The sequence below is a fragment of the Bacillus sp. MYb78 genome, assembly GCF_002975115.1.
GTDB lineage: Bacteria > Bacillota > Bacilli > Bacillales > Bacillaceae_G > Bacillus_A > Bacillus_A cereus.
The window spans coordinates 1-19,415 of sequence record NZ_PCOB01000023.1; the positions used below are offsets into that span (position 1 = coordinate 1).

Consider the following 19,415-nt stretch of genomic DNA (forward strand, 5'->3'; position numbering starts at 1 on the left):
ATTAAGAAGAAAATCTAAGCCAGTAATAGGGCTTAAATATTAATATACGAGGAGGATACAAAGATGAAAAACTCAAAAGGCTCTATTGAATCAGAGATAAGCAAAGCAATTACTCACTGGGAAAAGGACTACCTAGGACGCGGGTCTATATCCGTTAAGACAGATATATTACGGGATATGATTATCGTAAATTTACAAGGTATTTTAACGCCGGCTGAATATACGGTTTGCGAAACGAAAGACGGTATGCTAACGATAAAGAAAAATCGTTCGGAGCTAGTTGAATCTGGAATTGAAGATTTGAAAGAGATTATACTAGAATTAACTGAAGAAAAAGTGAAAAGCTTTCATACGGATATAAGCTCCCGCACTGGTGAACGAGTAATGATTTTTAAATTGTTTCATAATCTTGAGGAAAAATTTTAAAAATTAAAACCACCGTAGGGTTAGTGGGAGATAATTAAGAAACCTAAAAGTTTTGCGCTTTATTTAAATTTATTAACATGATAATAATTAAAAACTTGAAATTATTTACGTATACTGAATTTTAATTGGAATAACGCTCAAAAAAACTGATAAATAAATTGACAAACTGCTTAATATAGTTTATCTTATAATTGTTTTAAAAAATTAATAGATGCTTATTTTAACTGTTTGCTATAATTAAGGCTTTAGCATTTTTTTAATATGTAATATTGACTAAATGAAAAAGTTTCTTAATTGAAAGATAGCGCATAACATAAATTGATATATTGATTGCATAATCTAGGAGATCAGAGATATACTGTTATTTTTAATAGGAGTAATACATACATTACTATCCTCTATAAAATGGGAGCTCTTCAAAAAACTTTATTGAAGTTAGTTGAAGTGAAACCGACAATCTCCATAATTCAATGATGATATAAAATCATTGAATTATGGAAGTTGTCGGTTTTTTTTATGGGAAAAAACGATGCACTAAAAAGAGTGAATGAAAATTGAAATTTAAAAAACTATCGTAATTAAAAGGAATTTTTATAGGCTATTTTCGCTTAGAAGGGAGTATTTAACATGTTAATTTCGCTGAGTTCATCAACACTGTTAACTTTATTTTTTATGGCGCTTAGTGCTTTTTGGCTAAGTGGATTATTGTTTTTACATGCAAGGGTACCTTTACGTTTTGTTCATATCCATATTGGTATCGCTGCTTTACCTTCATTGGTTTCTTTACTCGCACTTGTTAATAACAATGGAGATAGAGTTGTGGGGCCTTGGCATCTAGATACTTTAGCTTGGTTAATGGCTTTCTTTGTTCTTACAATTGGTTTAATCATTCAGCGTTTCTCTGTACGTTACTTAATGGGGGATCACTCATATCGAAAATACTTTGCACTTTTTACATTTACTACAGGTGTATCTTCGGTTGCATGGTTAAGTGATGATCTTCGTTTAATGCTCATTTGTTGGGGAGCAACGCTTATAGGATTGGTTCTACTCATAGGGCTAAATAAAGGTTGGAAAGTAGTTAGTGAAGCAACTAAAATCTCTGGCTATTTATTTACAATAAGTTGGATTGCCTTACTATCAGCTATCATTTGGCTTTTTCAAGTAACAGGACAGTGGCAGTTAACATCAGTTTTAACGAATGAAAATGTAGCGCTACATGGAACATTGGAGAGAACAGGAATTAACTTATTAATTATATTAGCTGTGATGATTCCAGCAGCACAATGGCCTTTTCAAAGATGGTTAATTGAGTCTGCTGTTGCTCCAACTCCTGTTTCTGCTATTATGCATGCGGGTTTAGTAAATGCTGGCGGTATCATGTTAACTAGATTTTCACCTCTTTTTCATGATGATATTGCACAAATAATTTTACTAATTTTCTCTAGTATTTCTGTCTTAATAGGTACAGGAATTAGTTTAGTCCAAGTTGATTATAAACGTCAGCTAGTAGGTTCAACTATTGCACAAATGGGATTTATGCTTATTCAATGTGCATTAGGCGCCTATTTAGCAGCTGTTATTCATTTAATTTTACATGGTTTGTTTAAAGCTACACTATTTTTACAAGCTGGTTCTTCAGTGCAACGTTTTGGGGTAGTGAATCAGTCTAATGAAAAGATGTCCAATTTGTGGAGTATAGTTGGACGTGTTTTAGGATTATTTATAGCAATTACTTTCTGGTTTATGACTTCTGGAGAGGGGTATCAACTAGTTAGTGCGTTAATCTTAGGATGGTCACTATACTTTTCATGGAAACAGCTTGTTGTTTTTGGAGAGGGAAGAATGGGACGAATTGCTGGCTTAATTGTTTTGATTGGATTTTCTCTCATTTACTTTACTGTTCATAATTCTCTTTATAAATGGTTGCATACTGATATTTATCAAAGTGTTCAACCTTCAGCTCCAGCCGTTATCTTTGTTATATGTATTTTACTATTTAGTAGTGTTATTAGTACTTTCGTTACTCGTCATCAATCTTCTACTTTATTCGCTGTACTTTATCTTTGGTTAGTTCGAGTAGGTGAGGCGAGACGAAAGTCAGTAGAAAGTCACCCAAGCTATCTGAAACATTATGTATCAAAGGGAGGTAATTCGTGATGAGCATACCGTCAATATTAAAGAAAGATACAAACATTGATATGCAAGAAAATAATATAAATGATTTAGTTGCATCTGCTAGCCGAGTTATTGCACCACTTTGGCCTATCTCTACGTTTGCAGCTCACCACCCTTGGATGGGACTTGAAAAGCAATCATTTGAACAAGTCGCAAATTGGTTAAAAGAAGCTCGTAATGTGGATATTTATCCTAGTGCCTCCATGATTCATTCGGCAAAAGCAAAAGGTGAGATTGAGGAATCATTTTTACAAATGAGTTTGTCTCGTTGGCTGGATTCACAATCTTTTAATATTCCGCGAGAGAAAGCAGAGCGATTTTGCCAAGCAGCTTTAAAGTTAGAAAAATTACCTTCTAGTCTATTATCATCGCCAGAATTAAATAAATTGGCAGAAGAAATGAGTTATATAAATACAGCAAGTATGAAAGCCTCTGTTATGCAGCCAATAAGTTCGCTTATAGAGAATCAAAATAGTGAAAACCTATCTGATGTTCTTAATTATCATATCATTAAATGGTGTAAATTATATCTTGATGACTCCGGATCAAGTTGGACGATGCCAAATCGAGAGAAAGGTTTTTATCGTGCATGGCAACACCTTATTAAATTTGATCCAGCGCTCAGTAAAAATGAGCGTAAAGTTTTAAAAGATTGGCCACAAGATGCCGAAGTAGCTTTAGCGAGAGCATTATCTGAACTAGGAATTTCTGAATCTAACATACAATCTTACCTTGAAGGGCACTTGCTTTCTTTGCCTGGGTGGGCAGGAATGATACGATGGCGCTCACAACAATCAATTCAGGAACAGGAACTTCTCATAGAATATTTAGCAGTTCGAATTTCTATGGAGCTGGCTATTGCAAAACCTTATTTACCTTTAAAACATCAAAAGGTTGAGAAAAAAGTTTCGATCGTCCCACTTATAGCTTCTTGGATCTATTGGGGGAATATTTCAACACGGGAATGGTTACAAATGCCTGCTGCTGAACAAAGTGAATTATTAGTATTTGCTTATCGTTTTGATGAAAATATTCGCAGAAAACTTTGGCTGGAAGCTTGGGAACAAACGCATGCAGAGCAATTAAGAGAGAAGATTGCTTCTACACAACGTGCAACCGATGATAAAAAGCGTGTATTAGCTCAATTAGCATTCTGTATTGATGTACGTTCAGAACCGTTTCGTCGCCATCTTGAAAAATTAGGTCCGTTTGAAACATTTGGGATAGCTGGTTTCTTTGGATTACCAATTGCAACTAGTGAACTAGGTAGCAATAACAACCATCCTTCTTTGCCAGTTATACTCAAACCGAAACATCAAATAAAAGAGCTCACAAATGAAAATGAACTTAAATCTTATGAGCAACGTAAGAGGGTAGGCAGTTCGGTACGTTATACATTTAAAACGATGAAACAGAACGTACTGACAAGTATGGCGCTACCTGAGTTAAGTGGTCCTTTACTTGGTCTACAGATGGTGACAAGAAGTTTTGTCCCAAGAGGAGTTGGTGGTTTCATTCGTAACCTTCGTAAAACTATGTTACAAAAACCTGATACAACATTCTCGCTTAATCATGTTCATGACACAAAGGGTGAGATACCTATCGGTTTTACTAAAGAAGAAAAAGTGAACTATGTGCGTCAAGCTTTAAAAATGGTGGGACTGACAGAAAAATTTGCTCCTTTAGTTGTAATGTGCGGACATAGTAGTCAAAGTACGAACAATCCTTATGCTGCAGCACTTGAGTGTGGTGCTTGTGGCGGAGCAGCAGGGGGATTCAATGCAAGAGTTTTTGCTACTTTATGTAATCTTCCAGAAGTGAGAGAAGCGTTGTTTGCTGAAGGTATTAAAATTCCTGAGGATACCATTTTTGCAGCAGCTGAACATAAAACAACAGTGGACGAATTGGAATGGATTTACGTTCCAGAACTTTCGGAAACTGCGCAAGAAGCATTTGATTGTATCGAGTCGATTATGCCAAATGTGAGCCAACATGCAAATAGAGAGCGTTTAACGCAATTACCAAATTTTAAAACGAAAATAAAAAATGCGAGTAAAGAGGCACATCGATTTGCAGAAGATTGGAGTGAAATACGTCCAGAATGGGGATTAGCTCGTAATGCATCTTTTATTATCGGGCAACGAGAATTAACTCAGGATTGTGACTTAGAAGGTAGGGCTTTCCTCCATAATTATGATTGGAAACAGGATGAAAGTGGCGATATATTAGCTAACATTATTGCAGGACCAGGAACAGTAGCTCAGTGGATAAATCTACAATATTACGCTTCAACTGTAGCTCCTCATTATTATGGTAGTGGAAACAAAACAACCCAAACCGTAACGGCGGGTCTCGGTGTTATGCAGGGAAATGCAAGTGATTTGTTGCCGGGCATACCTTGGCAATCCGTTATGCAGTCAGATAGTGAGACGTATCATTCACCACTTCGTTTACTAATTGTAATTCAAGCGCCTAGTCAATATATAGAACGTTTGCTAAATAATGATTTCACATTTCGAGAAAAAGTTCAAAATGGATGGGTTAGACTTGCAAGTGTTGATCCAGAGGGACGCTGGAAAAACTGGTAACAATCATGCAATGCATAATCAACTATTGTTACTAGCTTAAAAATTTCATAAATACAATAATGAAGAAGGAGTGCTCCATATGAATTCAAAGAATAAAAAAGTTTTATTGTTAACAGACATTGAACATGGAATAGAGCCTATTATCCAACAAGTAACTAACATTCAACAAGAAAACATATTGACTATACACAGCTACGATTCTGTAATTGTACATCCTTATGGAGATATAATGAGATCTATTATTATTGCTATTTATCAAGAAAATGTTGAAGAAATTTTTGTTGTAGGAATAGAGGATAAAGAAACTGATGTAGTTAATCTACAAATTCAACGTGATTCCATAAAAAATAACAGGGAACTAGATTACCTCTTTGAAAATTGCATGCCTGAATTTTCAAGTGGTAGCCTTGATGAATGGCTAAGTGGAAAAGAAAATGTTAGTGAAAATATTGAGAAGAGTATAGATATGATTTGTCATCATCCACTAGTACCGTCTGATGTTAAAGTTCATGGTTTCAAGATTGATAGAACAAGGGGAAAAGAAACGGTCGTTAAAATTCCTACTAAAAAAATAGTTGAAAAAGTTAACTAATTTATTAAAGACAAATAAATTCTTATGTAAAAATTGCTGTTGTATAATAAAATTTATTATGTTTTAAAAATCAGAAAGGATAGCCATGCAAAATAAAATTATTGTTATGTTTCAAAAAGATTTTCGTTTATATGATAACCCAGCTCTATTTGAGGCTGTTCAGTCTGGTGAGGTTCTTCCTGTATATATACAAGAGGAAACTTTTTCAATAGGAAGTGCGTCAAAGTGGTGGTTGCACCATGCTGTAATAGATGTAAAGAAGCAACTTGAGGCATTGGGCTCTACTTTAATAATTCGTAAAGGACGTACGGAGGAAGAAATACTTTCTCTCATAGAGCAATTAGATATAACGGCTGTATATTGGAATATTTGTTATGATCCGGACAGATTACAATCTAATCAAAAAATGAAAATGATGTTAGAGGATAAAGGTATTATCTGTAAAGAATTTAATTCGCATTTATTATTAGAACCGTGGGTTATTAAAAAGAAAGATAACACTGAATATAAGGTGTTTACGCCTTTTTACAATGCATTTCAAAAGCAGGTAATACCTAAACCTATTAGCAGAGTGCAGAGTATAAAGTGGGGAAACTCTTTACCAGCAAGCTTATCTGTTTCAGAATTACACTTGTTGCCGACTATACCGTGGACATCTCATATGGAAGTAATATGGGATCCGACAGAAGAAGGGGCATATAAAACATTTAAGAAATTTTTCTCTAGCAAATTAGTCTCTTATAGTGAAGGAAGAGATTTTCCAGATCAAAATGTCCATTCGATGTTGGCACCGTATCTTTCATTTGGTCAAATATCAGTAAAGCTAATGTTTCATTACTTAATAAATAAAAGTACCGAAAGACAATGTAGTCTTTTTGAAAAACAAGTTAATAGCTTTATACGTCAATTAATTTGGCGAGAGTTTTCTTATTATTTACTATATCATTATCCATTTACAGTATATAGACCTCTTAATAAGAGCTTTGAAAATTTTCCGTGGAATAAGGAAGAGGAGTTATTAAGAGTATGGCAAAAGGGGAAAACGGGTTATCCGTTTATTGATGCGGGAATGCGAGAACTATGGCAAACAGGTTTTATGCATAACCGGGCAAGAATGGCTGTAGCCTCTTTTCTTGTAAAGCATTTGTTAATTCCGTGGCAAGAAGGAGCAAAATGGTTTATGGATACACTACTAGATGCTGATATTGCAAATAATACAATGGGATGGCAATGGGTTGCTGGAAGCGGAGCAGATGCATCACCGTACTTTCGTATTTTTAACCCCATCACACAAGGAGAAAAGTTTGATAAAAATGGAGAGTATATAAGAAGATGGGTACCAGAACTAAGATATATCCCAAACAAATATATACATAAACCTTGGGAAGCACCTGAGCATATTTTACAAAAATCCAATATAAAACTTGGGGATACATATCCTTATCCGATTGTTGATCATAAGGCAGCACGAGAGAGAGCCCTTTGTGCATATAAAAGTATGAAAGAATTTGTATGAAATAGGTTAAACAATATGTATTTGGAATTTAAATATTAGAATTTTATCCATTACAAGGACATACTAATCATATAAAGTTTCTATAATCTTCTAGTAAAAAGGAGAATGTTTATGAAAAAATCTAGTATTATAGTATTTTTACTAACATATGGTTTGTTTTATGTTTCTAGTGTTTTATTCCCTATTGATCGTACTTGGTATGATGCGTTAGAAAAGCCGTCTTGGACACCTCCTGGTATGACAATCGGAATGATATGGGCTGTATTATTTGGACTTATTGCATTATCAGTTGCAATTATTTACAACAACTATGGATTCAAGCCAAAAACATTTTGGTTTTTATTCCTTTTAAATTATATATTCAATCAAGCGTTCAGCTACTTTCAATTTAGCCAAAAGAATTTGTTTTTAGCAACAGTAGATTGTTTACTAGTCGCTATTACTACGTTACTTCTCATTATGTTTTCTTCCAATTTATCTAAAGTATCGGCATGGTTGCTAATCCCATATTTTTTATGGGCTACATTTGCTACATATTTATCTTGGACAATTTATAGTATAAATTAAAGACGTAAATGAAAACTTGAGCACAATGAAAATGCTCGAGTTTTTATGTTTATTAATGATAATCTAAAGTATAGAATATACACATCTTAGGGAGGTCATATATGTGAAGAAATGGATAAAAATTGTTCTGTACTCTTTACTAGGTATTTTACTCATCGGAAGTATTACTTTTTTAACTTGGTCTCAGTTTACTTATAAACCAACGAAAGAGGCTTTGTCTTTAGTAGATGATAAAAAAGATGAAGATTATATAGCTTTTGGAGAGAAAGATGCTAAAATAGGGGTTATTTTTTATCAAGGAGCTAAAGTAGAAGCCGAGGCTTATAGTTACTTAGGGGAAGCACTTGCAAAAGATGGGCATTTTGTAGTAATGCCTAAGTTACCATTAAACTTAGCGATACTTGGAATAAATGAGGTAGATAGTGTAATTGAAAAGTACCCTGAAGTTCAAAAATGGTATGTTGCTGGGCATTCAATGGGCGGAGCTATGATTTCTAGGTATGCCTTTCAACATGAAGAAAAGGTAGACGGAATTATTTTCTTAGGTTCTTATCCTGCAGATGATTTCTCTGCCAAATCGATTCCAATGTTATCAATTTACGGGGAAGTAGATGCTTTAGCAACTGTAGAAAAAATAGAGAACAATAAAAAGTTAATGTCAAAGAATAATACTATGCACATGATAAAAGGGGGGAATCATGCTAATTTTGGCATGTACGGTGAGCAAAAAGGTGATAATGCGAGTTTAATTACGCCAAAAGCACAACGAGATGAAACAGTGAAAGTAATTGAAGAATGGTTATTGAAACAATGATAACGAATTTAATAAATCTACCGAAAGAATTCTCCCAGCGGTAGATGGAAGAGAGAATAAAGAGCCAACTCGTATGAATTGGCTCTTTTATTTATTTGCTATCTCCAATTGTCCCCTTATTTTCTCCGGAATATCCTCTTTAGAAATAATATCGTAAGAATACACATACTTTCCTTTTACATGAATTTTTAAGTAAGTTTTTCTTATAAAATCATTAGGCGTGTTCGTTCCAACATTATATTCTTTTTCATTGCTTAATTCATCAACAGCTTTTAGTGAGTACATAGCTTTTCCTTTTTGATGATAATCCGGAACACCATATCCTTTCGCAACGGCATATACATTTTTTTCTTCAGCAATCGGATTAAATCTGTCTAAATCCCCGCGTAATATGAAAGGTAGTAAGTATATAGGAAGGCCTATTCCTAATATGCAAATTACAAATTTTCTCATTATCGTTTCTCCTCTTGTTCATTTACATGCTTCAGTATAGAAAAAAATTCTTATGAATAAAGGGAGATTTTCTTAAGTTTTTCTTAAAAAGAGTTTAAAGGTTATTTTAACCAAACATTATGTCACTAGAACATATAGAAGAGAAAAGAAAAACTATCACCAACATGTTAAACATGTATCTTTATAGGGTAGCGAGTATTGGGGAATTTACACAATTTAGATTCTGAAATTTTACGATTAGTAGTTGTTAGGGAAGAGAGAGGGTTTAGAGTTTCAGATGTGTGTCAGTTACAATTGAAAAGTTACATCAACAACAAAAAGGAATACATAAGTAAAAAAGACAGCAAGAAATGTATCTAATGTCTTAAAAGTGTAATTGTAGGAACTATTAGGATATTTTTCCTTAATATATGCATACTAAACATACTATAAAAGGTACATAGAAAGTGAGGGAATCATGGCTAAATTTTTGAGGCGTTTAAAATATAGAGACAACCCTAAGTCATGTTCAATACGAGACAATACTCATTTTCAGGAAAAAAATATTGAAGACTCCCTCTTAGACGCTGATTTATCCAAAAACATAGCTCATATTCAGAATATATTTCGTCAAGCGCCTGATTTAGTAATTCGGCAGTTTCAAATAACAGTAGGTGGATTAGAAGCAGCCTTAGTATACTTATCTGGATTAACAGATAAAGAATTGATTCAAAATCATGTTCTCAGTCCTTTGATGAATATTGATTTTGATACTAATAGAGAACTTCCAATTCCGTTAGGACAAATTAAGATTATTAATACATTAAGTCAGATTGAAAATGCTATTTTTGGGGGAGATAGTGTTTTATTAATTCACAGTCGAACAACAGCACATCAATTGGATACAAAAGGGTGGCCACAAAGAAGTGTTGAGGACGCACATAACGAAATAGCTCTAAAAGGAGCACATCAAGCTTTCATAGAAACTGGAAGTCAAAATATCGCAATGATTCGAAGATATATTCCTCATCGTGAATTAGCGATAAAAGAAATAATAATTGGTGTACGGAGCAAAACCAAAATTTCTATTTTATATTTGAAAGATGTAGCTTCTGAAGATGTGCTGAAGGAATTAGAAACACGAATTCAAAATATTACAATCGACGCTGTTGCTAGTAATGGCGAACTTATAGAATTCATTGAAGATCACCCTTACTCACCGTTTCCGCAATTTATATTAACTGAAAGACCTGATTTGGCTGTATCTCACATTTTACAGGGCAGATTTGTAACTGTAATGGATCATTCACCTAATGTATTAATTACTCCAACAAATTTTATTTCCTTTTTTCAAGGAGTGGATGATTACGGTACAAGGTGGTTAGTTGCTTCGTTTTGTCGCCTTTATGGTTGCTTTATTTCTGCCTGCGAGTTATGTTGCGTTTATTTCCTTTAATTTTGAAGTTATTCCTGTAGAGCTATATTTATCTATTGCTGAATCAAGAACGCGCGTACCCTTTTCTCCAGTTATGGAAGCGTTACTTATGGAAATAACATTGGAAACGATGAGAGAAGGGGCTTTACGGATACCTACTCCGATTGGTCAGACAGTTGGAATTGTAGGTGGTATTGTCATCGGCCAGGCGGCTGTTCAGGCGGGAATTGTAAGCAATATTATGATTATTGTTGTTGCTGTTACCGCCATCTCTTCTTTTGTTATCCCTAACTATGATATGGGAGCGGCAGTAAGACTTTTACGCTTTCCAATGATGCTAGCAGCTGCCTTATTTGGAATTGTAGGACTTGTTATCGGGTGGATGACTTTAATTGGGCATCTAAGTAGTCTTAAATCGCTAGGTACTTCTTACGGAACACCATTAGCACCCTTTCGTTTTGCAGATATGAAAGATGTTTTTGTACGCTTTCCTTTATGGACAATAAGAAGGCGTCCTAAGGGGAATGGAACCGATCAAACTATTCGACAAGGAAAGAATCGTAATAAAAGGTGAAATTATGAAAAAGTATGCCTATAATGAAATCACTCTTATGCAGTATATTATTTTAATTAATGGAGTGCAGGTGGGCACTGGCGTTTTATCGCTTCCACGTGTGCTTGCAGAAAAGGCTGGAACAGATGGATGGATAGCTATATTGATTGGTTGGATTTTCTCCACAATATCAGGTGTGTTTATAGTGAAAACAGCTGCAAGATATCCTGAGGATACAATTTATGATATTCTTATACGATTGTTTGGAAAAATAGTAGGGAAAGCATTCGTTGTTATTTACATGATGTACTTCGCTTTTTATTCTTGTATCGTTCTTATAAACGCTATGCTTTACCTTAAGGGATGGCTTCTCCCGAAAACGCCTGACTATATCGTTATCTTTTTGTTTTCGATTCCTACCTATTTTGTTGCACGTAACGGTCCTAGTATTTTAGGACGGTACGCCGAACTTTTTTTTTATATGGCGCTTTGGATTCCGATATTTTTTTTAATCCCTCTTATAGGGAATGGAAGCTGGATGCCTTTCTTTCCGCTTTTAAAAGAAGGGTGGAAACCGATATTAACCGCTGTACCAAGCACTGTTTATGCTTATTTAGGGTTTGATATTGCTTTCTTTTTATATCCATTTTTACAAAAAAAACAGTATGCAGTCCATGGAATGGTTATAGCAAACACCTTAACGATGTTATTTTATTTATTTGCTACTATTGTTTGCTTTGCCTATTTTAGCCCTGATAGCATTACGCAATATAATCAACCGGTAATAAATTTACTGAAAGTAATTGAATTTCGTTTTTTAGAACGTTTTGACATGATTTTATTGGCTGTTTACTTAACCATTGTTTCCACATCATGGATCCCTGCCCTATACTGTTCTGTATTTTGTTCAAGCCAATTACTTGGAAAACAAGATCACAGCTCTCATGTAGTTGTTCTCTTATTGCTTATTATCGGATTCACATTTTGGACTCATCCTAGTTGGAATGAATCTGAAATTTGGCAACAGGTATTATCGAATACTGGATTAGGAGTAACATATATATTACCTATTATTTTATGGCTGTATTGCTGTCTATATGAGAAGTTTCGCCGGAGGAGAATACATTGAAAAGAAAAGTACTATGTTGTATTTTGTTATTGGTGTTCTTGATGACTGGATGCTTCGATCAAAGAAATGTTGAAGATGTTTCTCTTACTCTTATTCTTGGTATCGATTTAGATCCTAATGATAATTTATTAGTGTATATATCAAGCCCTGTTTTCAATAAAGAAGCAAAAATAAAAGAAGAAACTACTGGTGTGAAATCTGCTACGGTTCGAAAAGCAAGAGACAAATTTGATGCTACGGTTATGGCACTTACCGCCGGAAGTAAAACACAGGTTATTTTAGTTGGAAAAAGGCTACTGAAACAAAAAAACTGGGAAATTTACCTTGATCCATTTTACCGTGATCCCAAAAATACAGTTACCGCAAGGGTTGTCGCTGTAGATGGACCTGTTTCAGACGTCATCTTCTATAGTCCAAAAGATAAACCAAGGCTTCCTATATATTAACAAAACTAGTTGATACCGCTTTTTTAAGAAATATCACGGTGAAAACAACACTTCAAGAATTATATGAACAAAGAGCAGACAAAGGGCTAACAGCAAATATTACTGAACTGAAAAAAAAGAATAAAATATGGGTGACAGGTACAGCCTTATTGGATGAAAAAGGAAAGTATAAATTAACACTGAAACCTGATGAAAACAAACTCTTACGCATTTTGCAACAAGGAACTGCAGGGGAGTTACCATTTACAGTTCCAATTAAGCTAAATTCAGATAGTCAAGATAAAGATTTGATAAGTTTTACTGCCTATGGTATTAAAGTAAAGACAAAGGCAAGATATGATGATCATTTTATATTTAATGTAGATGTAAAGATGAGAATCGGTATTACAGAACGACTTTTTTCGTTTAACACTAGAAAGGACGCAGCAAAATTACAAAAGGCGATTGAAACTAAGCTAGAAGCTGATTTCAAGCAATTAATACAAAAAATACAAACCGCCAAAATTGATCCTATTGGGCTTGGAGGATATGCAAGAACATACACATATCCGAAATGGAAAAAAATACAAAATAATTGGGGTAACGAATTAGCAAAAGGCGATGTAAACGTCAAGGTTAAGATTAAAATTGGTGGAATGGGTACGATTAAGTAACATGAATTCAACTGTGATTCGTACTAAGATTGCAAGTACTGTCTGTTTTAGAAGGAGAAATGCCTTTAATAATAGTGCAGCCACATCGCTATCTGGGCTTTTCCGTTATAGGTAACATTTTTCAATACGTAAATAAGAAGGTTCTAGTGTAAAAACTTCAGAGTAATTGCGCCAGAATCACTATTGGATCAGTTTAGATCCATAATAAAAAAAGATTCGATATTCTGAAGTTAAAAGTAAAAAATGAAATTATGAAAGGTAAATTTCAAATAATGCTAATGTTTTATAAAGACATTGTATACGAAGGGATGTACCATTTATGATTGACGAGAAAACAATACAAATTGTGCAGTCAACGGCTCCAGTATTAAAAGAACACAGTATAGAAAAGGAATTGATTCATTATGAATCATTTAGCCCATTTGCAATTTTAGGTGAGTAACTAATACCGGATAGGGTTATAGTCATAATAATGTAAGTAAATAGTTTTTTTGCGATACTTCAATAGTGAAGTATCGTTTTCTTTGTATAACTAAAGCCCAACTATGGATTCTGATGTAATGTTGAAAAAGGATCACAAGTAATGATTGGTCTGTTCTAATACTAAGTAACTATGATGAAATTGAATCTAAAAAGTATTATGCTAATAAAATAGCGAAAAAATTTTGGAAAAGCAAAAAATAATAGAGCTTAGATTTGCAATAATAAATGTTTTTTTCATTAGATAATTACTTTACCAATAATCGGGATGTTTGCGGATACATTTATTTTTGGGATACATAATTATATTTAGAGAATACCCAGTTACAGTATTTGAATTTTTAATAAGAAGGGATGCGAAGGAATGAACTCACAGAGACAAGGCTATGCAGGCTGGTGGCAAGGCGGACACGGTGGTTGGCCGGGTGGACACGGTGGTTGGCAAGGCGGTTGGCAAGGTGGACACGGTGGTTGGCAAGGTGGACACGGTGGTTGGCCGGGCGGACACGGTGGTTGGCAAGGTGGACACGGTGGTTGGCAAGGTGGACACGGTGGTTGGCAAGGCGGACACGGTGGTTGGCAAGGCGGACATGGTGGCTGGCAAGGCGGACATGGTGGTTGGCAAGGTGGACATGGTGGTTGGCCGGGCGGACATGGATATTAAAAAGATACTATAAAATCATTTTTTTATGCAAAGTTTGTATATTTAGTATCGTTGTATATTTTCATTTGTATAGTAAGGATATAGTGAAAACAGCAAAAAAATCCTGTGAAGTAAGGATTCTATCCATAAAATTAAAGCAGTGGAAATGTCAAAAGAACAAAAGACACCGCTTTTTATTATTCAAGGAGAACGAGACTATCAAGTTCAATCAAAAATTGAAATTCCTCTTTGGAAAGAACAATTAAAAGAACGAGATAATGTAGATTATCGACTATATCCAAAGTTAAATCATTTCTTTACAGAGGGGGATGGGGGAATAAGTAAGCCAGATGAATATTATAGTCCTGCTAATATCCCTGAGTATGTTTTAAATGATATTGTTACTTGGATGCAAGGCAAATCGCAATTAAATTAGCAACCATATGTTTTAATAAAGACTTTCTTTCCGTAATCAAAATAGAAATATTTTTATTAGGTTATATGTTTTTTAAAAGCACTCTTTGAAAAGGAGTGCTTTTTTATTTTTCTATGATTTCTATAAAACAATGGGCTTGCCTTCCAAACAAATCGTTATTTGTAGCGCTTTATCAAAGCAAAGTTCTTGTGACATTTCTTTGATATTAAAAACATGAATAACCTATTGTGTGAAATTTTTTGAAAATTTAGGTTTAACATCTTTAAAATAGGTGTATTACATATTACATAACAACTAAATAAAAAATAAAAAATCTAAAGGAGGAAAGATACCATGCATACGAATGAAAGAAAAACGGTAGTTTATGAATATCAAAATGAACAGGAAGTAGTTATGAAAGTAAAAGAGCTAGAATTGCAAGGGGTTCGCCACGATGACATTTATGTTTTAGCACATGAAAAACATATAACAAAAAGGATTGCGGATGATACAAACACAAATACGATTGGAGTAAAAGAACAAGGATTGGGAACAAGTATTATCAACTTTTTCTCCAAAAAAGGGGACGAACTTCGAAATCAAATGGAAGAAATGGGGTTGTCGAAGGAGGAAGCTAACTTATATGAAGAAAAACTAGATCAAGGGAAGATTTTACTCCTAGTAACAGCTGAAGTACCAATGGCGAATGATAGGCAGCCGCAAAACTATCATTCTCTGTAATAGATTGCAACATCTGATAAATAGGTAAGGTAATTATTTTAGGTTGTAGCATTGAAGAAAATAAAAATAGAAAAGGATGAGAAAAATGAAACATACAATATTTAAATATGCTGTGATTGGAATTACGACCGGAGTCATAGTCTCCCTATTAAAAAAAGAAAATCGGAAAGCTATACAAACAAAAGGAAAAAGCGTAAAAGAAAAACTACAAGAAGGAAACATAAAGGAAACATTGGAGAAGGTAACTGAGACAAGTAAACAATTTTCTGTAACTGCAGCTAATGTTGCAAAACAAACATTACCACAACTGCTTACAGCCACACCAGTTGTCATTTCTACCATTAAAGACTTAACAGAAAACGAAAATAATAAAAAGAAAACAGGTGAAAAGGATTACGAAATAAATGAAAATAGTAAGAACTTAGACGGGGGAAAAACGAAAAATGAAAAGAAATATGTGAAAGAAGGGAAAGAAGAGAGTGCCTAGATTTAACTCTAAAAATAGAAAGTGAGGAAAAAAGTATGAAATCTCTGTATGCAATTGATGTAGGAATTGGCTTTACCAAAAGGGCATATCGACAGGCTGTAGATTCTGAGATGACAATCAAGAGTGAAGCTTCCACACTAGCCCCTGTACCTAATCATGCTGAAAGTGAAGATTTAACAAAGGTAAGTTTTATAGACTTAGACTTTGCATACTACATGGGAAATGAAGCACATCAATCTGACGCTTCATTTCTTCCTCCATTTGACGATGAAATAGAAAATTATTATGAAAGCGAACGATTTAAACAACAAATATTTGGTTGCATTGCAAAGGATTATAAAGAAAATGTCGTGTTACCTCTAGTTGTTACCGGGATTCCCATCACTTGTTTTGGTAGTCAGCATGAGCAATTACAACGTGCACTAAAAAAAGAAACTTCCGTGCAAATTGATGGAAAATTTATTCATATTACGGTGGAAAATGCTTTGATTCTTCAGCAACCGGTCGCTTTACATGCCTATTTCTTAAAAGAGGGAATCATTCAGGAACGAGATCGTATCTTAATTATTGATGGTGGATTTCGTACATTAGAAATGACAGATATGAAACAGAATCTCATTTTAAATCATTATGAGACGGAACTAGGATGTAGCAAGCCTTTGAAAAATATTAAGAATATCGTGCAGAATTATGAGGGTGAAAGTAATCAATTGCATATTAACGACATGCCAAACATATTAGAAAAAGGATATGAATGTCGAGAAGAAAATCATGAGACAAGTCAGGTTCATACTTTGATTCAAAAAGAGTTGGATGCACACTTCCAAGACGTCATACGTGTATTACAAGAACAATTTACGTTAGAACAGTATGATACTATTATTTGGACAGGAGGAATAGTAGAACTCCACAAAAAACGAATTGAAAAAATGCAAAGTGAAATTTCTTCTTTCCGTATGGTAGACGCTTCGAAAGAGGCTGCACTTCATGGATACTACATTATTGGGAGTCAAGTATTTGACGACATCACCAATCAATCTGCATATGAATCCAAATTATAATAACGACTGAAATGGAGTTCGTTGAATAGACGTGCCAAATTATGTAGCTTCTTTTCCACATATAATAAATTCTTTATAAGAAAAGATAAAAAGTGATTGTATAGAGGAAATGTTTAAAATTGAGAATAAAAATAAGTAATATATAGGGGGTCTTCCTTTTAAAAGAATAAGGCCTCCTATGTCATTTATTTTGTAATTTAGATGATCTAAAAACTTTTCCTCCAAGACATGAATACCTACATACAAATGTCATATTACGGTTATGATTCGATTAAACATAAAACTATTTAGAAAGGAAGAATAATATGGAATGCATAAAAATGACGAAATGGAGTTGGTATCATGTGAAAACTAGTGAGCTTGAAAAATTTTCTTCTATAATCCCTCGTGATGTAACATCTTATTTCGCTCAATTTGTAAAGAAAATAAGTTCTCCTTGTGAAAATGGATTATATGTTTATACGTTATCACCAAGTCAAACTTGTGTATATGGTTCGTTTTTATATGATCAAGATAAAAAGGACGCCAAAATTCAAAAATTTCTTTATTATTTCGTAGCTCATGGAATACTGATAACAGTTCAGGAAAAGGAGGAAGAGGATTTCCAAAAATTAATACATAATATCCCTATGGGTACAAAAAATTGTAATAGTTCTGCTGAAGGATTATGTGCTATCTTATCAATGTTTATATCTCACTATTTGCGAAAGGTTGACTACTTTGAAAACAATTTCAGAAATGTATTATGGGATTTTTATCATCATAATAACATAGCAGTTTTAGAAAGGATTTATCATATTCGTCATGAATTATTTATGAACACACATGTGTTTCGCTTAATACAAGAAGTGTTACAAGGCCTAAAAGAAGCTTGGTTAGAAAAACTAACAAACACCCTTTGTTATAAACAAACACACGTAAAATTAGAGCGTGGATTACAACTTGTTAAAGAGTACCAAGAAGAATTAGACACGATGATTCATTTACAAGAAGTTGTTTCTTCTCATCGTGGGAATGAAATTATGAAAGCTCTTACTGTATTAACTGCTGTGAGTACGCCTTTGACAGCCTTAGGAGCATTATGGGGTATGAATTTTAAATACATGCCTGAACTAGAATGGAAATATAGCTATTTAATCGCTCTCTTATTTATTATTTTCACAACAGCGGGTATGTATATGTATATGCGATTCAAAGGATGGACAGGTGACTTATTACGAGTAAAGAAAAAGAAATCTTTTTTTAAATCTAATTAATCCTGTTTATAAAAAATATGATAGATATATGGTTTGTAATATTTGTTAATTGAGATAGCACCATATCCCCATCAAGTTAAAGTTTTGATGTCCTCGCAATGATAAAAATGGTGAATATTTATATGAAAGATTAGAGCCCTCCTTCTTGTAGGAGGGCTCTAATCTTTGTTAAAAAAACTATATCATATACTTGGGGGGCAGACTCATCATCTGAAATTTGTCCGAATTCAATTTAGAATATGGCAAAAGAGAACTTGTGATTAAAAACAAGCTCTCTTTAAAAGAAATAACGTAATTGAGATACTTATATATTAACAATTGTTTTCTTCTAATTCCATATGTCATATGTTGAGAAATAAATTATAAATGGATTGATAAAGCTAAAATGAATGATTGACATAATATTTTGACGATAATATAATGAATCTCGAATTCAAGATAACTTGTAAAGGATTGGTAATTATGAGCGTGATTAACGATGAGAGCTTATCTTTAAAGTTATTTGTTATATTATCAAGGGCAGTACAGTCAATTACTAAGCGTATTGAAGAGGATATAAAAAGTTATGGACTTAATCCAACTGAATTTGCAGTGCTTGAGCTACTGTATAGTAAAGGCGATCAGCCTATACAAAAAATTGGAGATAAAATATTACTTGCAAGTAGTAGTATCACGTATGTAGTGGATAAGTTGGAAAAGAAGAGGTTCTTAATACGAAAACCATGTCCTAAAGACCGCCGTGTCACGTATGCGTCAATTACTTCAGAAGGTATTGAACTAATGGATATTATTTTTCCTCAGCATAAAGAGGCGATTCAGCAAATATTTGGTGGTTTGGACTATATTGAGAAAAAAATGATAATCGAAAAGTTGAAAAAATTAGGGTATTATGCACTAGAACTATAAATCTTTAGAAATATATCTCGAATTAGTAATGTCCTAATTAAATATAATTTAAATAAATAGGAGGAAAAATTAATAAATGGTAGTAAATTTATTATAA

General features: G+C 33.7%; 16 protein-coding genes and 3 pseudogenes. 18 read left to right on the forward strand and 1 reads right to left on the reverse strand.

Annotated elements, in window-relative coordinates; all coding sequences use genetic code 11:
* Positions 1-63 precede the first annotated feature (63 nt).
* From CQ064_RS27475 to CQ064_RS27505, 7 genes are all read left to right on the forward strand, one after another.
* Complete coding sequence (locus tag CQ064_RS27475; RefSeq protein WP_000798161.1) at positions 64-426, forward strand: Na-translocating system protein MpsC family protein; 363 nt, start codon at positions 64-66, stop codon at positions 424-426.
* A 627-nt stretch (positions 427-1,053) separates the two neighbouring features.
* A complete protein-coding gene (locus tag CQ064_RS27480; protein WP_000908913.1) occupies positions 1,054-2,586 on the forward strand; it encodes an NADH dehydrogenase subunit 5 in 1,533 nt (510 codons plus the stop codon).
* Complete coding sequence (locus tag CQ064_RS27485) at positions 2,586-5,192, forward strand: DUF2309 domain-containing protein (protein WP_000026972.1); 2,607 nt, start codon at positions 2,586-2,588, stop codon at positions 5,190-5,192. Before CQ064_RS27480 ends, CQ064_RS27485 begins: the two co-directional genes overlap by 1 nt.
* 79 nt (positions 5,193-5,271) lie before the next feature.
* Positions 5,272-5,784: a carbonic anhydrase gene (locus tag CQ064_RS27490; RefSeq protein ID WP_001086236.1), complete on the forward strand. Its 513-nt coding sequence runs from the start codon at positions 5,272-5,274 to the stop codon at positions 5,782-5,784.
* 85 nt (positions 5,785-5,869) lie between these two features.
* Positions 5,870-7,300, forward strand: coding sequence for a cryptochrome/photolyase family protein (locus CQ064_RS27495; protein WP_001179974.1), 1,431 nt, complete (start codon positions 5,870-5,872; stop codon positions 7,298-7,300).
* Between the two features lie 111 nt (positions 7,301-7,411).
* Complete coding sequence (locus tag CQ064_RS27500; RefSeq protein ID WP_000749744.1) at positions 7,412-7,867, forward strand: TspO/MBR family protein; 456 nt, start codon at positions 7,412-7,414, stop codon at positions 7,865-7,867.
* 103 nt (positions 7,868-7,970) lie between these two features.
* A complete protein-coding gene (locus CQ064_RS27505) occupies positions 7,971-8,681 on the forward strand; it encodes an alpha/beta hydrolase (RefSeq protein WP_000758849.1) in 711 nt (236 codons plus the stop codon).
* Between the two features lie 87 nt (positions 8,682-8,768).
* Here the strand turns inward: CQ064_RS27505 and CQ064_RS27510 are convergent, their stop codons facing one another.
* Positions 8,769-9,134 carry a YxeA family protein gene (locus CQ064_RS27510; RefSeq protein ID WP_001225224.1) on the reverse strand — a complete coding sequence of 122 codons (366 nt, stop codon included), beginning with the start codon at positions 9,132-9,134 and terminating at the stop codon, positions 8,769-8,771.
* 457 nt (positions 9,135-9,591) lie between these two features.
* Between CQ064_RS27510 and CQ064_RS27515 the strand changes: the two are divergent.
* From CQ064_RS27515 to CQ064_RS27570, 11 genes and pseudogenes are all read left to right on the forward strand, one after another.
* Positions 9,592-11,122: pseudogene (locus CQ064_RS27515) on the forward strand (spore germination protein).
* 4 nt (positions 11,123-11,126) lie between these two features.
* Positions 11,127-12,230, forward strand: a complete 1,104-nt coding sequence (locus CQ064_RS27520) for a GerAB/ArcD/ProY family transporter (protein WP_003270936.1) — start codon at positions 11,127-11,129, stop codon at positions 12,228-12,230.
* A pseudogene (locus CQ064_RS34220) lies at positions 12,227-13,329 on the forward strand (Ger(x)C family spore germination protein). Before CQ064_RS27520 ends, CQ064_RS34220 begins: the two are co-directional and overlap by 4 nt.
* Before the next feature lie 319 nt (positions 13,330-13,648).
* The gene (locus CQ064_RS27535; RefSeq protein WP_000564622.1) at positions 13,649-13,771 is read left to right on the forward strand and encodes a flavoprotein; all 123 of its coding nucleotides are present in this window, start codon (positions 13,649-13,651) and stop codon (positions 13,769-13,771) included.
* A gap of 402 nt (positions 13,772-14,173) precedes the next feature.
* On the forward strand, positions 14,174-14,473 hold the full coding sequence (locus tag CQ064_RS27540) for a hypothetical protein (protein WP_001088225.1): 300 nt from the start codon (positions 14,174-14,176) through the stop codon (positions 14,471-14,473).
* Between the two features lie 115 nt (positions 14,474-14,588).
* Positions 14,589-14,888, forward strand: a pseudogene (locus CQ064_RS27545) (alpha/beta hydrolase); the annotation flags it as partial.
* Between the two features lie 333 nt (positions 14,889-15,221).
* A complete protein-coding gene (locus tag CQ064_RS27550; RefSeq protein WP_000557321.1) occupies positions 15,222-15,608 on the forward strand; it encodes a YflT domain-containing protein in 387 nt (128 codons plus the stop codon).
* An 85-nt stretch (positions 15,609-15,693) separates the two neighbouring features.
* Positions 15,694-16,095, forward strand: a complete 402-nt coding sequence (locus CQ064_RS27555) for a hypothetical protein (RefSeq protein ID WP_000683219.1) — start codon at positions 15,694-15,696, stop codon at positions 16,093-16,095.
* Between the two features lie 35 nt (positions 16,096-16,130).
* Positions 16,131-17,156 carry a ParM/StbA family protein gene (locus CQ064_RS27560; RefSeq protein ID WP_000839425.1) on the forward strand — a complete coding sequence of 342 codons (1,026 nt, stop codon included), beginning with the start codon at positions 16,131-16,133 and terminating at the stop codon, positions 17,154-17,156.
* A 305-nt stretch (positions 17,157-17,461) separates the two neighbouring features.
* Positions 17,462-18,412, forward strand: a complete 951-nt coding sequence (locus CQ064_RS27565) for a magnesium transporter CorA family protein (protein ID WP_000388919.1) — start codon at positions 17,462-17,464, stop codon at positions 18,410-18,412.
* Positions 18,413-18,874: 462 nt separating this feature from the next.
* Entirely contained in the window at positions 18,875-19,318 is a 444-nt protein-coding gene (locus CQ064_RS27570; protein ID WP_000111424.1) for a MarR family winged helix-turn-helix transcriptional regulator, read from the forward strand.
* Positions 19,319-19,415: the final 97 nt, after the last annotated feature.